Source organism: Paenibacillus sp. SER-28 (assembly GCF_052906305.1).
This window is the reverse complement of record NZ_JBRECM010000003.1, coordinates 152498-172638: the sequence shown is the minus strand read 5'-3', so window position 1 is coordinate 172638 and position 20141 is coordinate 152498. Positions and strand designations below refer to the sequence as shown.

Annotated in this window: 15 protein-coding genes; 10 read left to right on the top strand and 5 right to left on the bottom strand. The window is 42.3% G+C overall.

From position 1 onward, the window contains the following. The first annotated feature begins 15 nt into the window (after positions 1-15). Positions 16-585, top strand: a complete 570-nt coding sequence (locus ACUYLD_RS10875; RefSeq protein ID WP_341162352.1) for a sugar O-acetyltransferase — start codon at positions 16-18, stop codon at positions 583-585. Positions 586-700: 115 nt separating this feature from the next. Here the strand turns inward: ACUYLD_RS10875 and ACUYLD_RS10870 are convergent, their stop codons facing one another. Continuing rightward, positions 701-1252 (bottom strand): helix-turn-helix domain-containing protein, encoded by a 552-nt coding sequence (locus ACUYLD_RS10870; protein WP_446675000.1) that lies wholly within the window; start codon positions 1250-1252, stop codon positions 701-703. 113 nt (positions 1253-1365) lie between these two features. On the opposite strand from ACUYLD_RS10870, the gene ACUYLD_RS10865 reads away from it, so the two are divergent. The 7 genes from ACUYLD_RS10865 (at position 1366) to ACUYLD_RS10835 (ending at position 11253) form a co-directional block, all read left to right on the top strand. Beyond that, positions 1366-1947, top strand: coding sequence for a LysE family transporter (locus ACUYLD_RS10865; protein ID WP_446674999.1), 582 nt, complete (start codon positions 1366-1368; stop codon positions 1945-1947). A gap of 272 nt (positions 1948-2219) precedes the next feature. Then, on the top strand, positions 2220-3959 hold the full coding sequence (gene treC, locus ACUYLD_RS10860; protein ID WP_446674998.1) for an alpha,alpha-phosphotrehalase: 1740 nt from the start codon (positions 2220-2222) through the stop codon (positions 3957-3959). 90 nt (positions 3960-4049) lie between these two features. Then, the gene (treP, locus tag ACUYLD_RS10855) at positions 4050-6008 is read left to right on the top strand and encodes a PTS system trehalose-specific EIIBC component (protein WP_069291029.1); all 1959 of its coding nucleotides are present in this window, start codon (positions 4050-4052) and stop codon (positions 6006-6008) included. 76 nt (positions 6009-6084) lie between these two features. Continuing rightward, positions 6085-6834 (top strand): trehalose operon repressor, encoded by a 750-nt coding sequence (gene treR / locus ACUYLD_RS10850; RefSeq protein WP_446674997.1) that lies wholly within the window; start codon positions 6085-6087, stop codon positions 6832-6834. Positions 6835-7043: 209 nt separating this feature from the next. Then, on the top strand, positions 7044-7784 hold the full coding sequence (locus ACUYLD_RS10845; protein ID WP_069291031.1) for a LytR/AlgR family response regulator transcription factor: 741 nt from the start codon (positions 7044-7046) through the stop codon (positions 7782-7784). A gap of 1 nt (position 7785) precedes the next feature. Next, the gene (locus ACUYLD_RS10840) at positions 7786-9087 is read left to right on the top strand and encodes a GHKL domain-containing protein (RefSeq protein WP_446674996.1); all 1302 of its coding nucleotides are present in this window, start codon (positions 7786-7788) and stop codon (positions 9085-9087) included. Positions 9088-9210: 123 nt separating this feature from the next. Continuing rightward, the gene (locus ACUYLD_RS10835; RefSeq protein ID WP_069291033.1) at positions 9211-11253 is read left to right on the top strand and encodes a serine hydrolase domain-containing protein; all 2043 of its coding nucleotides are present in this window, start codon (positions 9211-9213) and stop codon (positions 11251-11253) included. 113 nt (positions 11254-11366) lie between these two features. On the opposite strand, the gene ACUYLD_RS10830 is transcribed toward ACUYLD_RS10835, so the two are convergent. Genes ACUYLD_RS10830 through ACUYLD_RS10820 form a run of 3 tightly spaced genes read right to left on the bottom strand, consistent with a single transcriptional unit; the run spans position 11367 to position 15375 of the window. Further along, positions 11367-12566: a Ger(x)C family spore germination protein gene (locus ACUYLD_RS10830; RefSeq protein WP_446674995.1), complete on the bottom strand. Its 1200-nt coding sequence runs from the start codon at positions 12564-12566 to the stop codon at positions 11367-11369. Beyond that, entirely contained in the window at positions 12559-13662 is a 1104-nt protein-coding gene (locus ACUYLD_RS10825) for a GerAB/ArcD/ProY family transporter (protein WP_446675183.1), read from the bottom strand. The genes ACUYLD_RS10830 and ACUYLD_RS10825 overlap by 8 nt, the downstream gene beginning before the upstream one ends. A gap of 24 nt (positions 13663-13686) precedes the next feature. Beyond that, positions 13687-15375 (bottom strand): spore germination protein, encoded by a 1689-nt coding sequence (locus tag ACUYLD_RS10820; protein WP_446674994.1) that lies wholly within the window; start codon positions 15373-15375, stop codon positions 13687-13689. 343 nt (positions 15376-15718) lie between these two features. On the opposite strand from ACUYLD_RS10820, the gene nirB reads away from it, so the two are divergent. Next, the gene (gene nirB, locus ACUYLD_RS10815) at positions 15719-18148 is read left to right on the top strand and encodes a nitrite reductase large subunit NirB (RefSeq protein WP_446674993.1); all 2430 of its coding nucleotides are present in this window, start codon (positions 15719-15721) and stop codon (positions 18146-18148) included. 39 nt (positions 18149-18187) lie between these two features. Then, positions 18188-18517, top strand: a complete 330-nt coding sequence (nirD, locus tag ACUYLD_RS10810) for a nitrite reductase small subunit NirD (protein ID WP_250267393.1) — start codon at positions 18188-18190, stop codon at positions 18515-18517. A gap of 72 nt (positions 18518-18589) precedes the next feature. Here the strand turns inward: nirD and ACUYLD_RS10805 are convergent, their stop codons facing one another. Then, a complete protein-coding gene (locus ACUYLD_RS10805) occupies positions 18590-20002 on the bottom strand; it encodes an exosporium glycoprotein BclB-related protein (RefSeq protein ID WP_446674992.1) in 1413 nt (470 codons plus the stop codon). Between the last annotated feature and the right edge of the window lie 139 nt (positions 20003-20141).

Sequence of the window (20141 nt, the reverse complement as noted above, 5' to 3'; positions counted from 1 at the left end):
AAAGGGGATTGTCGCATGACTATGAAAACGGAAAAACAAAAGATGATGGATGGGGAACTGTATGTAGCTGCTGATCCTCAATTAACGCAAGAAAGAGAGTATGCGAGAAGATGTGTACGTCTTTTTAATCAGACGGCAGAGACGGATCGTGAGTACCGTGAAAAGTTACTTAAGGAGCTTTTCGGATCAACTGGTGAAAATATAGGCATGGAACCCAATATACGCTGTGACTACGGATACAATATCCATGTTGGGGAAAATTTCTACGCCAACTTTGACTGTACCATTTTGGATGTTTGCGAAGTGCGTATTGGAGATAATTGTTTCCTGGCTCCAGGAGTTCATATTTACACAGCAACTCACCCCATAGATCCGTTTGAGCGAATCGCTGGCCCAGAGTATGGGAAACCTGTAACGATTGGCAACAATGTATGGATTGGCGGTAGAGCAGTTATTAATCCCGGTGTTACGATAGGTAATAATGTCGTCGTGGCATCAGGAGCAGTAGTAACCAAGGATGTTCCAGATCATGTGGTTGTAGCTGGAAATCCGGCACGAATAATTAAGCAAATTAAAATCTCCTAGAACAGCATACAAGTAAATCATTTAATTTTTGTACCGATGATCCTATTAAAAGGGCTCCTTATTTTAATAGGATCATTTAATTTAAAGACTTGAACACTTAGGATCTCTTGGAGGACTATACAGAGTAATAAATAATCATATTCATCCGAACCAGTGTTTCTCCTAGATTATAGTAAATGTGTGGCCGGTCTGCTTTAAAGCGGATCGAATCTCCAGCTTTAACCGTGTACATTTCTACGCTGATTTTTACCACCATCTCACCCTCAAATACCGTAATAAACTCTTCAGTACCTTCACGGTGCGGCGCTGAACTCAGTTCTCCGCCTACTTCAATCTCTACGGTGTAAACCTCAAAATTTCTACTTCCTTCATAGGGGAAAAACGGATACAACCGATAGTGATTATTTTCTTCAAGCACTTGTACTTTGCTTTTAGGAACGACTACTGCATCTGCAGGTGGTTCATTAATCAGAGCAGTGAAAGAGATTTTTAAGCCGTTCGCAATTTTCCATACGGTTGTAATCGAGGGATTAGATTCTCCCCGCTCAATCTGACCGAGCATCGTTTTACTGATCCCCGTCAGATCAGCTAATTTATCTAGACTTAATTTTCTTTCATTTCTTAGATACTTCAAATTTTTACTTAAAATCAGATTAATATTCTCCATAATTCTTCGCTCCTATTGTGCTTTATAAAGAACATATTGTACAATCATAAAGTACAAATGTGCGCTTAAACGTACATTTCATTCAATTATAACATACGGGAGTTGATTGTTGCATGCCGTTTATTCCGTTCCTTTCTTATGTACTTGTTACCAGCTTTACGCCAGGTCCCAACAATATTATGTCTTTAGACAGTGCCAGACGGTTGGGTTTGAAAAAAGCATTCCCATTCTTGCTGGGAGTAACAGCAGGCTGTTTCGCTATTATGCTGTTAGCCTGCTATTTTAATCTTGCTTTGTATCATTTTTTGCCACGGGTTAAGATCTGGATGAATGTCCTCGGCAGTCTGTATATGCTCTATCTGGCGGTGAAAATTGCAAAGAGCAAATCCTCTACGGACGATAGTGATCACAATGAGGGATATTCCTTCAAATCAGGACTGCTGCTGCAATTTATCAATTTAAAAATCATTTTGTATGGTATTACGGTCATTTCAACGTTTGTAATGCCTTATGATGTATCGTATATAGAGCTTATTACGATTTCATTACTCCTGACCTGTATTGGTTTTGTAGCTGTAGTATGCTGGGCGATTTTTGGCGCTGTGTTTCAACATTTCTTGAATAAGCATGAGCGTTCCTTCAATATCATAATGTCCTTATTGCTCCTTTATAGTGCACTATCGATATGGATGTAAATGAGCACCTTATTCATCATAGAAAAGAAGGGTTCCTGACTAAAGTCAGGAGCCTTTTTTTCGTGTGAATTGAGCTTATTTTACGAGTCATAACATACAATCGAACAGAATGGATGAGTCTCCTGATCATTTAGCTGCAAAACGGGTATTACCTTAATAGATAAAGCTGTTGACATCTTGTATATACATGACTTAATCTTGTATATACAAGATGTTGAAAGCGTTATATTATTTTTACGCTACTTCATTTCGTAAGAAAGGAATGAGCATGAATGGAAGCAATGAACAAGACTTTAATTCCTCAAGATAAAGACTGGTGGCGTAAATCAGTAGTCTATCAGGTTTATCCCAAAAGTTTTAACGATACAACGGGCAAAGGAACCGGTGATATAAGAGGACTGACGCAAAAGCTGGATTATTTGAAAAAACTGGGTGTTGATATTGTCTGGTTGCAGCCCGTATATGTCTCACCACAACGTGATAACGGGTATGATGTAGCTGATTATTGCCAGATTAATCCTGATTATGGAACCATGCAGGATTTTGAAGAATTGAGCGAGGGAATCCGGGCACGTGGGATGTACTTAATGATCGACATCGTGGTTAACCATTCTTCCACAGAACATGCCTGGTTTCAGGAGGCACGGCTTTCTAAGGATAGTGAGTATAGAGACTATTATATCTGGCGTGATCCAGCAACCGATGGTGGACCTCCAAACAATTGGGTTTCCAAATTTGGTGGACCTGCTTGGCAATATGACGAGGCAACAGGCCAATATTTCCTGACACTATTTGATAAAACTCAGGCGGATCTAAACTGGGAAAATCCCAAAGTCCGTCAGGAAGTTGTCAATCTGCTGGAATTTTGGGCTGAGAAGGGAGTCAGTGGTTTCCGGCTCGATGTCATTAACTTGATCTCCAAAGATCAACAATTCTCGAATGATGATGGGAGCACGGTTCCTGGCGACGGACGTAAATATTATACGGACGGTCCACATGTGCATGAATACATTCATGAGTTACATGAGAAAGTATTTGCGAAACAGAATAGCGTTACTGTGGGTGAGATGTCCTCTACCTCCCTAGAGCACTGCATCCGTTATTCCAATCCAGAGAGAAAAGAATTGTCCATGACCTTTAATTTTCATCATTTGAAGGTGGATTACCCAAATGGACAGAAGTGGGAACTCATGCCATATGATTTTGAAATGCTGAAAAAGCTATTCTCGGATTGGCAAACGGGCATGCAACAGGGTGGCGGCTGGAGTGCATTGTTTTTTAATAATCATGATCAGCCAAGAGCAATCTCTCGCTTTTTGGATGATGGCCAATACCATGCGGAAAGCGCCAAGCTGCTGGCAACCACGCTACATGGTCTTCAAGGTACACCTTATATATTTCAAGGTGAAGAAATTGGGATGGCCAACCCGCAGTGGGCAGACATTGAAGAGTTTCGGGATGTTGAATCTCTGAATATGTATCGTATTTTACAGGAGCAAGGCAAAAGTGCAGAAGAAGCATTGAATATCATTCGAGAGCGGTCTCGTGATAATTCGAGAACACCGATGCAGTGGGATGGCACTCGCAATGCGGGCTTCACTACAGGCACTCCTTGGATTAAAGTAGATGAACGATATCCACAGATTAATGTTCAGGCTCAGTTAGAGGACCCGAACTCTATCTATCACCATTATCGTAAGCTAATTCATCTGCGTAAGACGGTGCAAGTCATTACCGATGGGAATTATCAACGCTTGGACGAAGCTCATCCTCAGGTCTACGCCTATCAACGCAGCAATGAAGAGGAGACTTTGATCGTCATCTCTAATTTTAGCGGACAGGATGCGCAATTCCGTATACCGGATTCATTTTATTCACGATTAATAAATCAAGCGTTGGATGCGGCTGAGCTCTTAATTGGTAATACCCAGCACGCCCCAGAGCTAAAACAAGTGATCTCTTTAACCCCATATGCTTCATATATGTGGATTGTTCGTAGACTTAGTGAATAGTATGGAGACATCTAGTAGCACCCCGGGCACGTTATTTTGATAACCGGGGTTGCTACTTTAAAATGAGCAAACGTTAAGGGAGTGGGCTAAATGGCGATTGAAAGATCACAGGTAGAAGACATTATAAAAGCCGTTGGTGGCAAAGACAACATAGAGGCCTCTACGCATTGCGTAACTCGTCTGCGATTTGCCCTTTATGATGATAAGCTGGTTGATAAAGATGCACTTGAACAAAATGATCTGGTCAAAGGCCAATTTTCTTCACAAGGACAATATCAGGTCGTGATTGGCCCAGGTCTGGTGGATAAAGTATATGACGAAATGATCTCCATTACAGGAGGTAGTCGGGCTTCTAAAGATGATGTCAAAAATGCGGCAAGCAAAAAACAAAATCCAATTCAGCGTGCCATCAAGACGCTGGCAGATATTTTTATCCCCATCTTGCCCGCAATCGTGACTGCAGGCTTATTGCTTGGAATAAATAATATTTTGACTGGCAAGGGAATCTTCTTCGAAGGTATGGCTCTGGTTCAAGTCTATCCTCAATGGACCGACTTTGCTGCTATCATTAACACCATTGCCAGCACCGCCTTTACATTTCTACCTGCCTTAATTGGATGGTCGGCTGTTGTCCGGTTTGGCGGCAGTCCTTTACTCGGGATCGTACTGGGTTTGATTCTGGTTCATCCGGATCTGCTAAGTGCATACGGTTATGCAGATGCTGTTACCAAAGGAACCGTCCCGGTTTGGAATTTGTTTGGGTGGGAAGTGAACAAGATTGGTTATCAAGGACAGGTTTTACCCGTTTTAGTATCCGCTTACGTGCTCGCGCACATTGAGAAATTCCTAAATAAGAAGATAGCAGATTCATTTAAACTGTTACTTGTAGCACCGATTACATTATTAATAACGGGATTTCTGGCATTTACAGTGATCGGTCCGGTTACTTTTATGATTGGTAATGCTATTACGTCTGGTCTTGTATACGTTTTCGATTTGGCTCCTGCGCTGGGAGGCCTGATTTATGGAGGCTTGTACTCCTTGCTCGTGATTACGGGAATGCACCATACTTTCCTGGCCGTGGACGTGCAATTAATTGGTACGCAGGGTGGAACATTCCTTTGGCCGATGCTGGCGCTGTCCAATATCGCTCAGGGTGCCGGAGCACTGGCAATGATGCTGGTATTGAAGGAGCAAAAGGGAAAAGGATTGGCTCTTACCTCTTCAGTGTCTGCATTTCTGGGTGTAACCGAGCCTGCCATATTCGGAGTGAATATCCGATATAAATATCCGTTTGTATTCGCAATGATCGGTTCCGGTATTGCAGGTATACTGCTCACCGTAAATCATGTGATGGCTTCTTCCATTGGTGTGGGCGGGATTCCAGGCTTCTTGTCTATTTTCCCAAACAACTGGGGTGTATTCTTCATCGGGATGGCGATCGTGTTAATTGTGCCATTTGCTTTAACTTTAATGTATGGCAAGTTGTTAACTAAGCGCCGTCAGGCTGCACCAGCCAATGATTCCGTACAAAAAGACTCGCTTCCGCAAAATACCGCAATAGATGTGCTTGAAGTGAGGACTCCCGTACGAGGACGTGTTGTACCGTTGGAACAAGTTCCTGACCCGGCTTTTGCCGAACGGCAGATGGGGCAAGGTATTGCAGTGGAACCGAAGGATGGCAAGATTCTTGCCCCATTCAGGGGAAAAGTTATTCATATCATGATGAAAAGCAAGCATGCCTTGATTTTGGAGCATTCGACAGGTGTACAGATTCTGGTACATGTGGGGATCAATACGGTGTCACTGAAGGGTGAGGGATTCACCATGCATGTGGAGACCAATCAAACCGTGGAGCAAGGACAACTATTGATGGAATTTGACCGTGATCTGATTCAGAAATCCGGATATCCCGTCATTACACCAGTCATTGTCCCGGATGGTCAGAGTATGATTGAATCGGTTGAGGAACTGCCAGGTGAGGCAGACGATTTGCAGTATACCTTAATGAGAATTCATTTGAATTCTTCATCAGGTCATAGGAATTAATTCAGATTCAATTCGCACAGTCTATTATAGTGAACAGGGAAGTGAAAGAATGCTACAATGAACGTGGTGATGAAAATTGACAAAGAATATATTTTTGCAAATTTATCAGGAGTACTCGGGACAGATCCAGACAGGCGAATTGGCTCCAGGCACGAAAATGCCATCTGAAAATGAACTGGCCCGAGAGTATAACACTTCTCGTGAAACCGTACGTAAAGCACTTCACTTGCTTGCACAAAATGGGTATATCCATAAAATAAAAGCTAAAGGATCTTTTGTTCTGGATATTGGACGGATGGATTTTCCTATAGGAGGACTGGTCAGTTTCAAGGAAATGTCTGAACGAATTGGGCGTACATCACGAACCATTGTACATGAAAATCAGCTAATTCCAGTTCCAGATGACATAGCCAATCATCTTGAGATTGACAAAGACAAGTATTTGGTCTGGAAAGTTATTCGTGCGCGTGAGATTGAAGGTGAATGCGTCATACTGGATAAAGATTACTTTCGATCAGACATTGTACCTGTGCTTACCGAGGAAATTAGTCGTGGGTCCATCTACGAATATTTGGAGGGAGAGCTCCATCTTCAAATTAGTTATGCCAAAAAAGTGGTTTCTGTAGAAAATGCAGACGAAGAAGATCATAGGCTGATGGACCTTCAGAACTACACTCATGTGGTCGTAGTGCGTAACTATGTTTATCTGGAGGACACCACGTTGTTCCAGTATACCGAGTCAAGGCATCGGCTAGACAAATTCCAATTTATCGACTTTGCCAGACGTTCCCACGGTGAAGACAAGAAAGCAGATTTTTTAAAATAACGATCATAAAATAGTTAAGAAACCCCGTCTTTTAAGACGAGGGTTTCTTTTTTACCTTGGATGCAACTGCTAAGCAGCTTGTATACTGGCATTTGAGGGATTTGAATTTGCGTTTTATCCAAAAGCTGTTTATTGGATATTAAAAGGTTATATACTGTTTAGAATACAATTCCATGATCAATGCAATGGGAACGAGGTGTATGTTATTTATGTATAGAGTGGCTATCTGCGATGATGAGCACAAGCAGAGAGAACTTGTTAAAAATATGCTGATTACTTTGTCGATAAAGACCAGTATAGAATTTAAAGTTGAATTATTCGACTCCGGAGAACAGCTGGTATCTCATTATCAAAACCATGAGTCTCCATTCCATATCTTAATATTGGATGTTGAAATGAATGGCATGAACGGAATTCAAACCGCCCAAAAAATAAGGAGTTTAAATCACCTGGATGAACAGATTGTTTTTTTAACGAGCTACCCTGAATATATGGTGGAAAGTTTTGACGTAGTCACATTTCAGTATTTAATAAAACCGATTGCTCCCCATATCTTTGAGGAAAAAATGATAAAGCTGTGTCAATATTTTCAATCTCTCGATAAAAAATTCGTTATCATCAAGTCAGCTTATGAGGAAGTGCTTTTAAAATATGATGATATCATTAGTATTGAAGTGGTCAAAAGCTTAACCATAAAAAACAAACTGCATTTTGTAACCTCTACTCAAACCTATGATAGCAAAGGGATTCTTTCGGACTATGCTTCAGCATTAAAAGAACATAATTTTCTACAAATTCATCGTTCGATTATTATAAACTTAATTCATGTGAAAAAATTTGCTGGCGGTGATGTTTTGATGTCAAATGATGTGAAGTTACCTATTGGGCGTTCTAAAATAAAAGAAGTTAAAGATCTATATACCAAATTTATGATCATGAAGATGCATTAATATGATGGAATATAATTCCATGCTTCTTAATCTTTGCGTTGTCCTTGTTATGTGCTTTCAAGTGAATTTTTACTTTAACTCGGTTTTTGATAAGTCCAATCGAAAGCCGAACAGATTCGTGTACTTCATTGTTTTTGGGTTGCTGGATTCCTTATATTTAAGTGTTTATTTGACTCCTGCGGTATCTTCGATTTTAGCATTACTTGTCATATTTAGTTTAGCGCAATCGTATACAGTGGAAATAAAGACAAAGATCATTTTTTCTATTCTTTATGCTGTATTGATAACCATCGTTAATTTTATATCTCTTTATATTTTATATGCTGTAGGCTCCGTTAAAATTAGCAACTTCAGCCATTTGAGTGGACAAGATCACTTGATATTCTCTAAGGTTATGTTACTCAGCTGCATTATCATGTTTGCTGTCATTCAGATTATACGGCTATTTGCCAAACGCAGAACCTTCCCTTTGCAGCATCGTTACTATATTTTATTTCTAATCGTTCCCATCATAAGTTTATACCAGGTCAATGTTTTATCTGTTTATAGTGAAAAGAATATGTATTATTTTGGTTCTATTATTGGCTTTATTTCCTTAAATGTTTTTATCATATATATTTTTGATAATGTCATTGAAAAATTTCAATTAATGCATGAAAATGCTCAATTACAACATCAGATGGACTACCAAGATGCCAACTACGAAAAAACGGTTCACAGCTTCAAAAATATAAAAAGAATCATTCATGATACACACCAACAGTTTTTGTATATTGAAGAATGTATCAAGAGAAATGAATTGGCAGAGGCGAGTGAACATATTAAGGTTACCTTAAATAAAATCGAAGGAGCATATCAAAGGGTTAATACCGGTAATCTGGTTATAGATGCCCTTGTCACGAATAGTCTTAATATTGGGCAAGCCAATGGCATAAAGATAGATACCCAACTTAACTTATATTCACAGAAAGTAAATATTGAACGTTATGATTTATGTGTAGTTCTAGGGAATATGCTGGATAATGCCATAGAAGCATCCAAAAAGATCAAGATTGCCGATGACAGGTACATTCTTATTAAAATACATTCCAATGAGTCTGCGCTTTTCATTCACATCCTTAATCATGTGGAGAATGAAGTGGCTCATTTGCATAGTCAAAAATCAAATCCGGATGTTCATGGCATTGGCTTAACCAATATATCTAGAATATGTGACAAATATGGTGGGAATATGACCATTGAAACGAAAAATAAAGTATTCAATAATATGGTTTTATTGCCATTTTATAAAGACATTCCTTAGACATTATGTTGTTTAGGGATTGTTTTTTACATTTAAGGGTGTTTTTTTATATAGAATCCTCGTTCATTGTATGATCAGGTCAGTAATAAAGCCTGGTGAAGCTATAAGAGGAGGAAATATGGAATGAAGAAAATAATAGCTGTGTTCGTTTCTGCTATGCTTTTTGTACTGCCGATGACGAATACTTTTGCTCAAGGCACTGCTGAACCCATCAAGGAAAAGGCTCGCAGTCTAGCCTCGGAGCTGGTATCCAAATACGGTGCTAGCGGTGTACAGTATGCCATTATGGACCAAGGAAACATTGTATTATCGGATAGCGTGGGTGTAAAGAATAAAGCAACCAACGAGCCGATCACCAAAGATACGATGTTCGGTATAGGCTCTACAAGCAAAATGTATGTATCTGCTGCAACGATGATGCTGGTCGATGCCCATAAGGTAGATATTGATCAGCCGCTAACAACATACATTAAGGACTTTAAAATGTCTGATGAAAGATACAAACAAATTACACCCCGTATGCTGTTAAATCATTCGTCAGGTCTTTACGGTGCTCACTATAAAAATAGTATGTTATTTAATGACAATGATACAGAAAATCATGATGAGCTCTTGCTAAGGTTGCAATCAGAAACTTTAAAATCAAACCCTGGCGAATATTCCGTATATACCAATGATGGATTTCAATTGCTTGAAATATTGGTTGAGCGGGTGAGCGGTCTAAGTTACACCGATTTCCTGGCAAAGCATATTAGTACACCTTTAGGTTTGAAATCTACCAAAACACCTCTCGATCAATTTGATAGACAAAAGCTGTCCAAAACTTATTTTCCTGCGATTGAGGGAGCTTTACCGGTTGAAAATGCCAATGTCATCGGGACAGGGGGCTTATACTCCACCGCAGAAGAGGTGGCTATGTTTTCAGAAGTATTAACGGGGAACAGACCCGATATTCTGTCTGCACAATCGGCGAAGTCCATGAAAAGTCATGAATATCGAAATGGAATATGGGTACCTGAAGAGACAAACAGCTTTAATTATGGACTTGGTTGGGATGCGGTTCAGTTGGCACCGTTTAGTGATTACGGAATAACTGCGTTATCCAAGGGTGGGGATACTGTTTTGTATCACTCTACTTTGATCACCATACCAGAGCATCATATTTCTATGGCTGTGCTTTCATCTGGAGGGTCTTCCATCTTAGATAGTATTTTTGCTTCTAACATTTTATTGGAAGTTTTAAAAGATAAGGGCATCATTAAAGACATCATACCGGAGAAAACATTTGAGCCTCCTGTAAAAGTGGAAATGCCATCTGATTTACTTTCTTATTCGGGATTATACGGTTCTGTGGGTACAACCATCAATGTAGAGATTAAAAACGGTGAGTTTGATTTACCTGCTTTCTTGGATGGATTCGTCCCGGCGCAAAAATATGTGTATACAGGCAATGGACAATTCAAAAGCAGTGATGGCAGTGTAGCCATAAGCTTTGACAAACAAAAAAACGGGAAAACGTATATTAAGGCTAACCTATATTTAAACTTTTCGGGATTAGGTCAAATGGTTATGGTGACTTATGAATATCAAAAGCTAGATGCCAATCCTGTAAATCCCACAGTTAAAAAGGCATGGGAAAACAGAAACGGGAAAAATTATTATGCTTTGGATGAAAAGATATCCTCCATATTTTATCTGGCCCCCTCATTTATAACGAAAAAAATATCCTTTGATCATGATGGATACGCAAGTGGTACTAAAATTGTGGATGAGAATAAAGCAGTAAATGCCGTTGAGATTCCTGTTATGAGTGGAAGAGATGCATTTGATCTGAATTTTTATACCAAGGATGGTTCGGAGTATTTAACCATAGATGGACAATCCTATATCAGTGAAGATGCTGTTAAACCTATCTTGGGAGGAAAGTCAGTGTACACCATACCATCTAATGGCCAAGCCACATGGTATAAAATAGATAAAAACTCAGCCAATAAAACGATGACCGTTGATTTTCCAACAAGCGGAGGGTTCGCTGTCTATGATGAAAACGGAGCGGTTGTACAATTTTCAACTGCTAGCAATAACAATTCGGTTGTACTGCCCAAAGGTGGCTTGATCGTTTTGGGTGGCAATGCAGGGGATGTATTTAAAATCAATTTGAATTAAGCGTGTAGCCGCTTCTGGAAATTCAGGAACGACCGTTGCAGCGTTGGAAGGTTAAGTAGATAACCGCGAATTTTAAGTCGAATTGGCCTTTATATAAGGCCAATTCGACTTTTTCATTCAGCAGATGAGCCTAAATCCGTAATAGATAATTTTATATCGAAGGTTACGGGTATTTTGCTGAATTTGTAATCCCAATCATCCTTTACCTTTTTCCACACCTGAGGTTTCTCGATATGCAAATGATCACCAAAACCGGCAACATCGACTTTATATTCTGACTGTAATTTGTGCATAACAGACTTAATCCTGCGAGTTACTTGTTCTTCAAACTCTTTCTCAGCCTCCTTCATGTTTTGTGTCTCAGTCGGGTCCGCTTTATCATCCCAGTTTTCGATTAGACGTCCTTTAGATTCAATTTTTACGTGGAACGAGATATCGTTGCCCTCGGTCACCTTGGTTGTTATTTTGCTTTTTACCGATTTGATTTCGTAAGTTATGGCTTCATTCCGCTTGTCATACGTTTTGACAGCCCCACCCTTAACATCACCTGTAATCCATCCAATACTCTCCACGTCTTGTTGGTCCAAACTGCCTATCCAGTGACCGGTATCTCCTTTAATAATGCCAGCCCCTGAAAATTCTAATTCCCCATCGGATTCAGTGATGTTTTGTAATATATAGCTTTTTTTGGAATGCATCATCCCATCCAATTCAGACAAATTGACCCCCCTCATTACCTTGCTGGTTCTGAAATGGTTACGAAGCATATACAGAATATGAATGGATGGGACTTCTTCTTTATATTTGGTAACTAAAGTACTAGCTGCTCGTCCCTTGCTTAAAAAGACCAAACAACTCGGGCGAATATCATTATCACGAAGCACAAAATCCATTAATTGCTGCATCGTCTGTTGTTTTGCCAGTTCGGTGGAAACCACCATGACCTTTAGATGGTGGCCAATAACGGGGCGATCCAAACGGAGAGAGAGTTGGCGGAAGATTTCAAGCAAAGAATCTCCTGTGCCAGTTATGTTGTTATAGTTTGGCTCTTGTCCCCCTCCTCCGCCTTGTTGGTTTGGGCTTCCAGATGATTTTTTGGGGACGATTTGTACGCTGGCCGTAATTTTATTTTTCTTGAAGTAACGGCTGCCTTTCTTCTCCAGATCCTGTTCCAATGGAGTGAGCTCCCCCTGATCCAGAGAAAGTCCTGTATATATGCTAAGTTCCTCTACTTCTTTGCTGCTCCAACAACCGACTTGAGTCACCAGAAGAATAAAGGCAAGCAGTACAGATAGGATAGGTCGTCTACACATTTTGCTTCATTCCCTTCTTCCTGATCATGAACACAATGGAGAGAAAAACCGGAATCAAAATAAATAATAGGATTCCCATATATCCGATCGCATCGCCCAGGCTAAACACTTCCATCATACGAACAGGAGTCATTGTGGAGATAAAGATTATCGGGATTAAACCGAAAACCGCATAACGATATTTAAAACCAAACACCTGTGAAACACCTAAGGATGCATTGAAGAAAAAACTGCAGGAATTACAAAACATTTGCATCATCCAGATCACTAGCAGTGGAAACTCAAGCCGTTCAAAAAGAAATCCGGGGATTTCAAAACTGCGCATCAAATTGATGGTAGGCCAAGTACTTGTCACAGTGGAATCTACCGATAGCCCGCCGATCACCATAACTACGGTCAAAAAGTACAAAATTAAAGGGATACTGATCCCCACTACCATGGCCTTAAATGCTTTCTCAGGGTGCTGCATAAAAGCGACCAGTGTCATGACGACTTCACATCCACTGAAAACAAGGATAGTTGATTTCAGCCCCTTGATGACAGGTAAAATCCCCTCACTCAGTACAGGGCGAAGATGATCAATCTCAAAAATCCTTAAGCTAAAGAGAAAACAGAAAAGCAGAAAGAAGAGGCTGATAGGAAGTACAATCTGGTACAGTCGCGCGATAGGATTAATGCCTCCAAAAACCAAATAACTCCCTACCCAGATAAATGGAATCACAATCGCCCAGATGGGTGTGCCTTCGAGTAGAAAAAAAATCGTAACTTCAGCTAACACACGGATTTCAAAGCCGGCGATGATTATAAAGTATATAATTAATAGCACGCTTAAGAATCCTCCCGGAATAGTGCCTACAATTCTTCTGGAGTATTGATATATGGTGTTTTCAGGAAACTGTTGACTTAATTTCACCATGAGCCAGACGACGAATATGACAATACATCCACCGAGAAGGACAGAAAGCCATGCATCAGGAGTCTGTACCTTTTCAGTTACACCTCTCGGCAGTGTCAAAATCCCTGCGCCCAATACGGTGTTGGTCAGAAATACAGCCGCCTGCTTAGTTGTAATCTTGTCATCAGAGCGTCTAAACACCATAGCTCCTCCTTCGTCTTGGCGTCATGGTCTACGCTTGCGTTGCTGCGTTTTCATCATAACAGGTCTTCGTTTCATCAGAGATATAGGAGCCCGGATGTACACATCCTTCCAATCGCTTGGTCGCATGGGGGAAAAGGGAGTTACATACGGTACACCAAAGCTTTTCAACTTCGTCAGATGGATACAAATTAACAGAAAGAACAATATGGTTCCGAGCATACCCAGGATTGCCGCAAAGAACATGCCGACGAAACGCAAAAGACGCAAGGTAATGCCCGCACTGTATGTCGGTATCGAAAACGAAGAAATGGCAGTAACCGCAACCACAATCACCAGGAAGGGGCTAACAATACCCGCATTGACAGCAGCGTCGCCGATAACCAAGCCTCCCACAATGCCCATCGCAGGACCAATGGGTTTGGGCAAGCGAATGCCGGCTTCCCGCAGGATTTCGATCGAAATTTCCAGAATCATAACTTCAATGACGGATGGAAAAGGGACGCCTTGACGAGTCTGAATGATGCTAATGACCAGCTTGGTCGGAATCAAACCGGGATGAAACGATATAAAAGAGATATACAAAGCAGGACCCATCAGCGCTATGAAAGCTCCAAAAAATCGCAGAAGACGTAAAAGTGAACCTGGAATCCAGCGCTCATAATAGTCTTCAGGTGATTGAAGCAGCATACTGAAGGTCACCGGAACAATAAGTGCAAAGGGAGTCCCATCCAGCAAAATAGCTATTCTTCCTTCCAACAAAGCATTAATGACACGGTCGGGACGCTCTGTGTTGTGAGCCTGCTGGAACGGACTTAAATAATTGTCTTCAATAAGTTGTTCCACATAACCGGATTCAGCCAAAAAATCCATATCTATCTTTGAAATTCTGCGGGTTACTTCTTCGAGGAGATCTGGATTCACAATATCCTTTATATACGCGACAACCAGGTCTTTTTTGATTCGGCTTCCCACTTGAAATTTTTTCATTTCCAGACTTTTGTTTAAGCCTTGGCGTCGAAGCATCGAAGTATTTTCACTTAATACCTCCGTAAAACCAATGCGGGGACCCCGAAGTAATGCTTCAGAGGTTGGTTCATTGACGGAGCGAATGGCGCCATTGGGCGAGCCCACCAGCAGTGCTCCCTTCATTCCTTCAATTAATAAAGCAGTATGGCCTAAAAGTATAGACTCCTGCAGGTCCTCCATATCAGCAACTTCACTAATTTGCGTAAGTGGCATCAAGTTTTCTTTTATAAAGGAGTTACTTATACTTTCCTGCTGTTCCTGTGGGCGCTGTGGGTCTTGCTGGCCCTCGAACATCAAGACCTCCAATACCTGCTTGCTCATAAGCTTTTCATCCTGCATACCTTCTATGAAGACTAACACGGACCGAGCATGATATTTCTTTACTACAAACTCACGAAAATGCACATCACTATTTTCGCCTATAGCCTCTCGGATCGACTTTAAGTCGGAATCATAATTCCCTGTAATTTTGGAGCTTGGTTCATGCTGTTGATCAGCATCGCCTTCGTTATGTTCGTCGGAAAGCGGACGATCAGAAGAATGTTTGGATTTTGCCCCCTTACTGCCGACAAACGAATAAATCGATGTGTTTATATAATAAATTCCTAAAGGAATAACCAACGCGAGGCCTGCTTGAAAGAGTGTACTCCAGCTTGGAATATAAGAAATAATTTTAGACCACATGATGATCACCTCCATACGATTCAATTCATGTTTCCTTAAGATACAAGTTGTTCCTAAAGTATTCCTTATAAAGGTTGTAATTACACATGAAATGGAAAGATTCGTTCGATGAATTGGGCAAGTGATGTATTTAATATTGTGAAATTTGATTTCGGGCTCTTACCTTTATCCCTTGAAATAGAATAGGGAAATCCCTAAACATTCTTAATTTGAACTATATTGTGACTGTAATCACATATAGCTCTGTCTGCTGTATTAGAATAGAAGCATAAGCAATATTCATAGGAACGTAGGAGATGTCGTCGGATAGGGAGTATCGTCGAATGAATGGAGGAACCGGTATATGATAAACAGTAAACAGAAACTTGTGGTTATAGGGAACGGGATGGCTGGTATCAATACGGTCGAACAAATTTTAAAATTAACAGATAAGTATGAAATTACGGTCCTGGGAAATGAGCCGCATCCGAACTATAACAGGATCATGCTCTCTTATGTGTTGGAAGGCAGTAAAACGATTGATGATATCATACTGAACGATTTGCAATGGTATGCGGATCAAGGGATTACTTTGTATACAGGAAAAATGGTGAAAAGCATCGACGGTGAGAACAAGAAGATTCACACCGAAGACGGACTGGAAATTGATTACGATGTAGCTTTGGTAGCTACTGGCTCACAATCATTTATTCTACCTATTCCGGGTAAAGAATTACCGGGTGTCATCGGTTTCCGAGATATCGCCGATTGCTCGGCAATGCTTGAGGCAGCGAAGACCTTTAAAAAGGCAGCTGTCATTGGTGGAGGTCTGTTAGGGCTGGAAGCAGCTAAAGGCTTGGTCAACCTGGGAATGGATGTTACGGTCGTTCATTTAATGGAGGATTTGATGGAACGCCAGCTGGACCGGGAAGCCTCTGCGATGCTGAAAGCAGAACTAGAACGCCAGGGAATCAAGTTTGCTATGCAAATGCAAACTGCGGAGGTGTACGGTCAAGATCGGGTACAAGGGCTGCGGTTTTCAGACGGAAGCGAGCTAGAAGCGGATTTGGTCGTTATGGCCGTCGGGATCAAGCCTAATATTCAGGTGGCTGTGCAAAGTGGTATGGAAACGAACCGTGGTATCGTAGTCGATGATTTGATGAGAACCTCCGTACCGGATGTATACGCCGTAGGGGAATGTGTTGAACATCGCGGAATCTGTTATGGTCTGGTAGCTCCGCTGTTTGAGCAGGGAAGTGTCATTGCCAAACATTTGGCAGGTGTGGATACTGAAGGTTATATGGGATCGGTAGTTTCCACCAAGCTCAAAATTTCAGGGGTGGACGTTTTCTCAGCTGGCGAATTCATAACCCAGCCTGAACATACGGTGATTGTTGCAAAGGATGAGTGGAAGCGCACATACAAAAAAGTGCTGCTTCGTGAAAATAAGATTGTTGGAACTGTACTGTTTGGCGATGTGAGTGAATCTGCTAGTCTTCAAAAATATGTGCGTCAGCAAACGCAGATGACAGATGAGATATATGGACAGATCATGGGTACTGGATGTAGCAATCACGGGGCGAAAACATTATCCGCTGAAACGATGGCGGATGATGAAATTGTCTGCGGCTGTAACGGTGTGACTAAAAAGGCGATTGTGGATGCAATTAATGATAATGGACTGACCACAGTCGATGAAATTAAGGCATGCACCGGAGCAACGCGTTCCTGTGGAGGATGTAAGCCTGTCGTTGAGCAAATTTTACAATATGTTCTTGGAGACAGCTTCAAGACGTCAGCCAAGCAAGGAATATGTGGTTGCACATCATTGAGTCGGGACGAGATTGTGGAAGCGATCAAAACCAAAGGGCTGACAACAACGCGTGAAGTTATGAATGTACTGGGTTGGCATAATGATGAAGGATGCTCCAAATGCCGCCCGGCGCTGAATTACTATTTGGGAATGATTAACCCGGATACCTATGAAAATGAGGGAGATTCCCGTTTTGTAAATGAGCGATTGCACGCAAACATTCAAAAGGATGGAACGTTTACAGTTGTTCCTAGAATGTACGGCGGTGTAACGACTCCAGAAGATTTGAAGAAGATAGCAGATGTTTCTCTTAAATACAACGTTAAGGTCGTTAAAGTAACAGGAGGACAGCGGTTGGATTTGATCGGTGTCCGTAAAGAGGATCTGCCTAAAGTATGGGAAGAACTCGATATGCCGTCGGGATATGCGTACGCGAAGTCGCTTCGTACAGTTAAAACCTGTGTTGGATCGCAATTTTGCCGGTTTGGTACACAGGACTCGATGGGAATGGGAGAAGTGCTGGAACGGAAATTCGAACGATTGGATTTCCCAGCAAAATTCAAATTAGCGGTTAATGGGTGTCCACGCAACTGTGCGGAATCATGTACCAAAGATATCGGGATCGTAGGCAACGATGGGGGCTGGGAGATCTTTATCGGTGGTAATGGCGGTATTAAAGCACGGTTGGCTGATTCACTCTGTAAAGTGAAAACCGATGCCGAGTTGATTGATATTGTAGGTAGCGTAATGCAACTCTACCGGGAAACAGGACAATACCTGGAGCGCACGTCGGAGTGGGTGGAACGGATCGGTCTGGAAGAGATTCAGAAGGCTGTCGTTCAGGATACAGATCATCGACAAGCTTTAGTAGAACGCATCGAATTTGCACTACAACAGGTGGAAGACCCGTGGAAAAAGATCATCAATGATGAGGATACTCGCAAAAATCTATTTGAGGTTGTCACTCCGTCTATTGTGTAATTGTATCTAAAATGCCTGAGGAAGGGAGCGATCAAGCAAATGATCAAAAATGCCGAATGGCTTGTTGTCGGTCACAGTAAGGATTTTCCGATCAGAATAGGGCGTACCATCCATATCAAAGGTGCTGAAATTGCTGTTTTCCGCACTTCGGAGAATGAGCTTTATGCCGTTGAAAATATCAATCCTCATCCCAAAAGAGGTCCTCTTACAGAGGCGATAGTATCTGGTCATTATATTTATGATCCTTTATATGACTGGAAAATTGATCTGCAGACAGGCATCGTTCAAGAGCCTGATCATGGACAAGTTAAAACATTCGCCGTTTGTGAAGAGGGAGAAGAAGTTAAAGTATCACTCGAAACGGTTTAGTTCGTCTGATGGAATACAAATAAAAAAGGGCTTGACAGGAACAATCCTGTTGGGCCCTTTTTTCGTCTTGGATCAGGTAATGGTAACGCCTGCACTTGCATAACCTACGATAGTGTTTACGAGGGAAAGTCCCGTAGCTGTTGCAGAGAAGACAAGGAGCAGACGAGTCTGTGCGGTTACCGGTATAGCCAACCCGGTAGTAATACCGCTAGAGATCGTTCCCAAAGCAATAATGCCAGCCAGTGAAGGGGCCAATGTAACGATAGCTCCGGGAACTGCTGTGAAGGTATTATTAGGTGTTGGGGAACTAAACAATTGGGCAGTAATCGTCGCAGTTGAACCCACGAGAGTTAACGCAGCTGTTGTACTGAAGTAACCAGCAATAGATGTAATTACGCCATCCCGTGGTACGGAAAAAGCAAAGTTGATCAGAGGTCCTACAAGTGTACCTGTCAGGTCAATGGCCCCGCCTACAAGGCTAATCCCTGTTGCTGAGCTTCCAAAGCCGATCAAACTGGTGGTTCCTACCACCCCGCCAAGAACGGTTGTCAGGATAGCAGGTCCGCCCGAAGCAAACGGAATGATGGCTCCCGAACCGGTCGCTCCAGTAACACCAGCCGTGCCCGTGGCTCCGGTAGCGCCAACCGCGCCTGGCAGCCCATCAGCTCCGGTCGGCCCTGTGACCCCAGCAGGTCCGACTGCGCCAACCGCGCCCGTAGCGCCCGTGGCGCCTGTCACACCCCCGGCAGGTCCCGCAGCACCCGTAGCGCCGACAGGTCCGGCAGGGCCTTCCGGTCCAGCGGCCCCGATAGGCCCGGCGGCGCCAATAGGTCCAGCTGCTCCAACTGGTCCGGCAGGCCCCACAGGCCCCACAGGCCCCACAGGCCCGGCAGGGCCGACTGGTCCAGCCGCACCGATAGGTCCAGCGGCGCCGATAGGTCCGGGAGCCCCTTGTGGGCCTGGTCCACCTACTGGTCCAGGCACACCGCCGGGTCCCGCAGGTCCAGGAGGTCCTTGTGCACCGGGCTCCCCTGACAAGTATGTTTCACCTAATACGTTGCTAACCGTCTTTCCAGCGATTCTGATCGCGCTGATTAAGCTGTCTTTAAGAGCAGGATCGAGGGATTCTTGTAAAACGATGGACAATAGGGCATCCAGCAATTGTTGCAGTGCAGTACCTACGCCGATCGGAGAGAAGGGTGTAGCTTCTAACGCAACAATAGCAAGCTCCAGCGCTGCCAGTAAGTCTGCCTTAACCCCGCCTCTAAGTCTTAAGCTTTTCGCCAGAGACAACAAACGTCTTAAAATCTGTTGCAAGGAAGATACATTAGTCGCAGAGGGGTTTGCGAATACGATGGGGATGATCGCGGTCAATTCATTAATCAGTCTGAGAAGATCTTCGATACTTCTATTTACTCTTGTTGGTTTACAGTCTTCGTCTTTTTTTGAAGCACCACTGAACCTGAACGGTTTTTTATGTTTCATGCTCAAATATCTCCTCCTCATTCTTCCTACTGTAGAGGTGACAGGTGGTTCATCGCCCCGCTTCGCAGATATTCATAATATATTTACTGAAGCGAAAAGGGTGAATATACAAGCAAAAATGATTGTTAAAGGCTTGTAC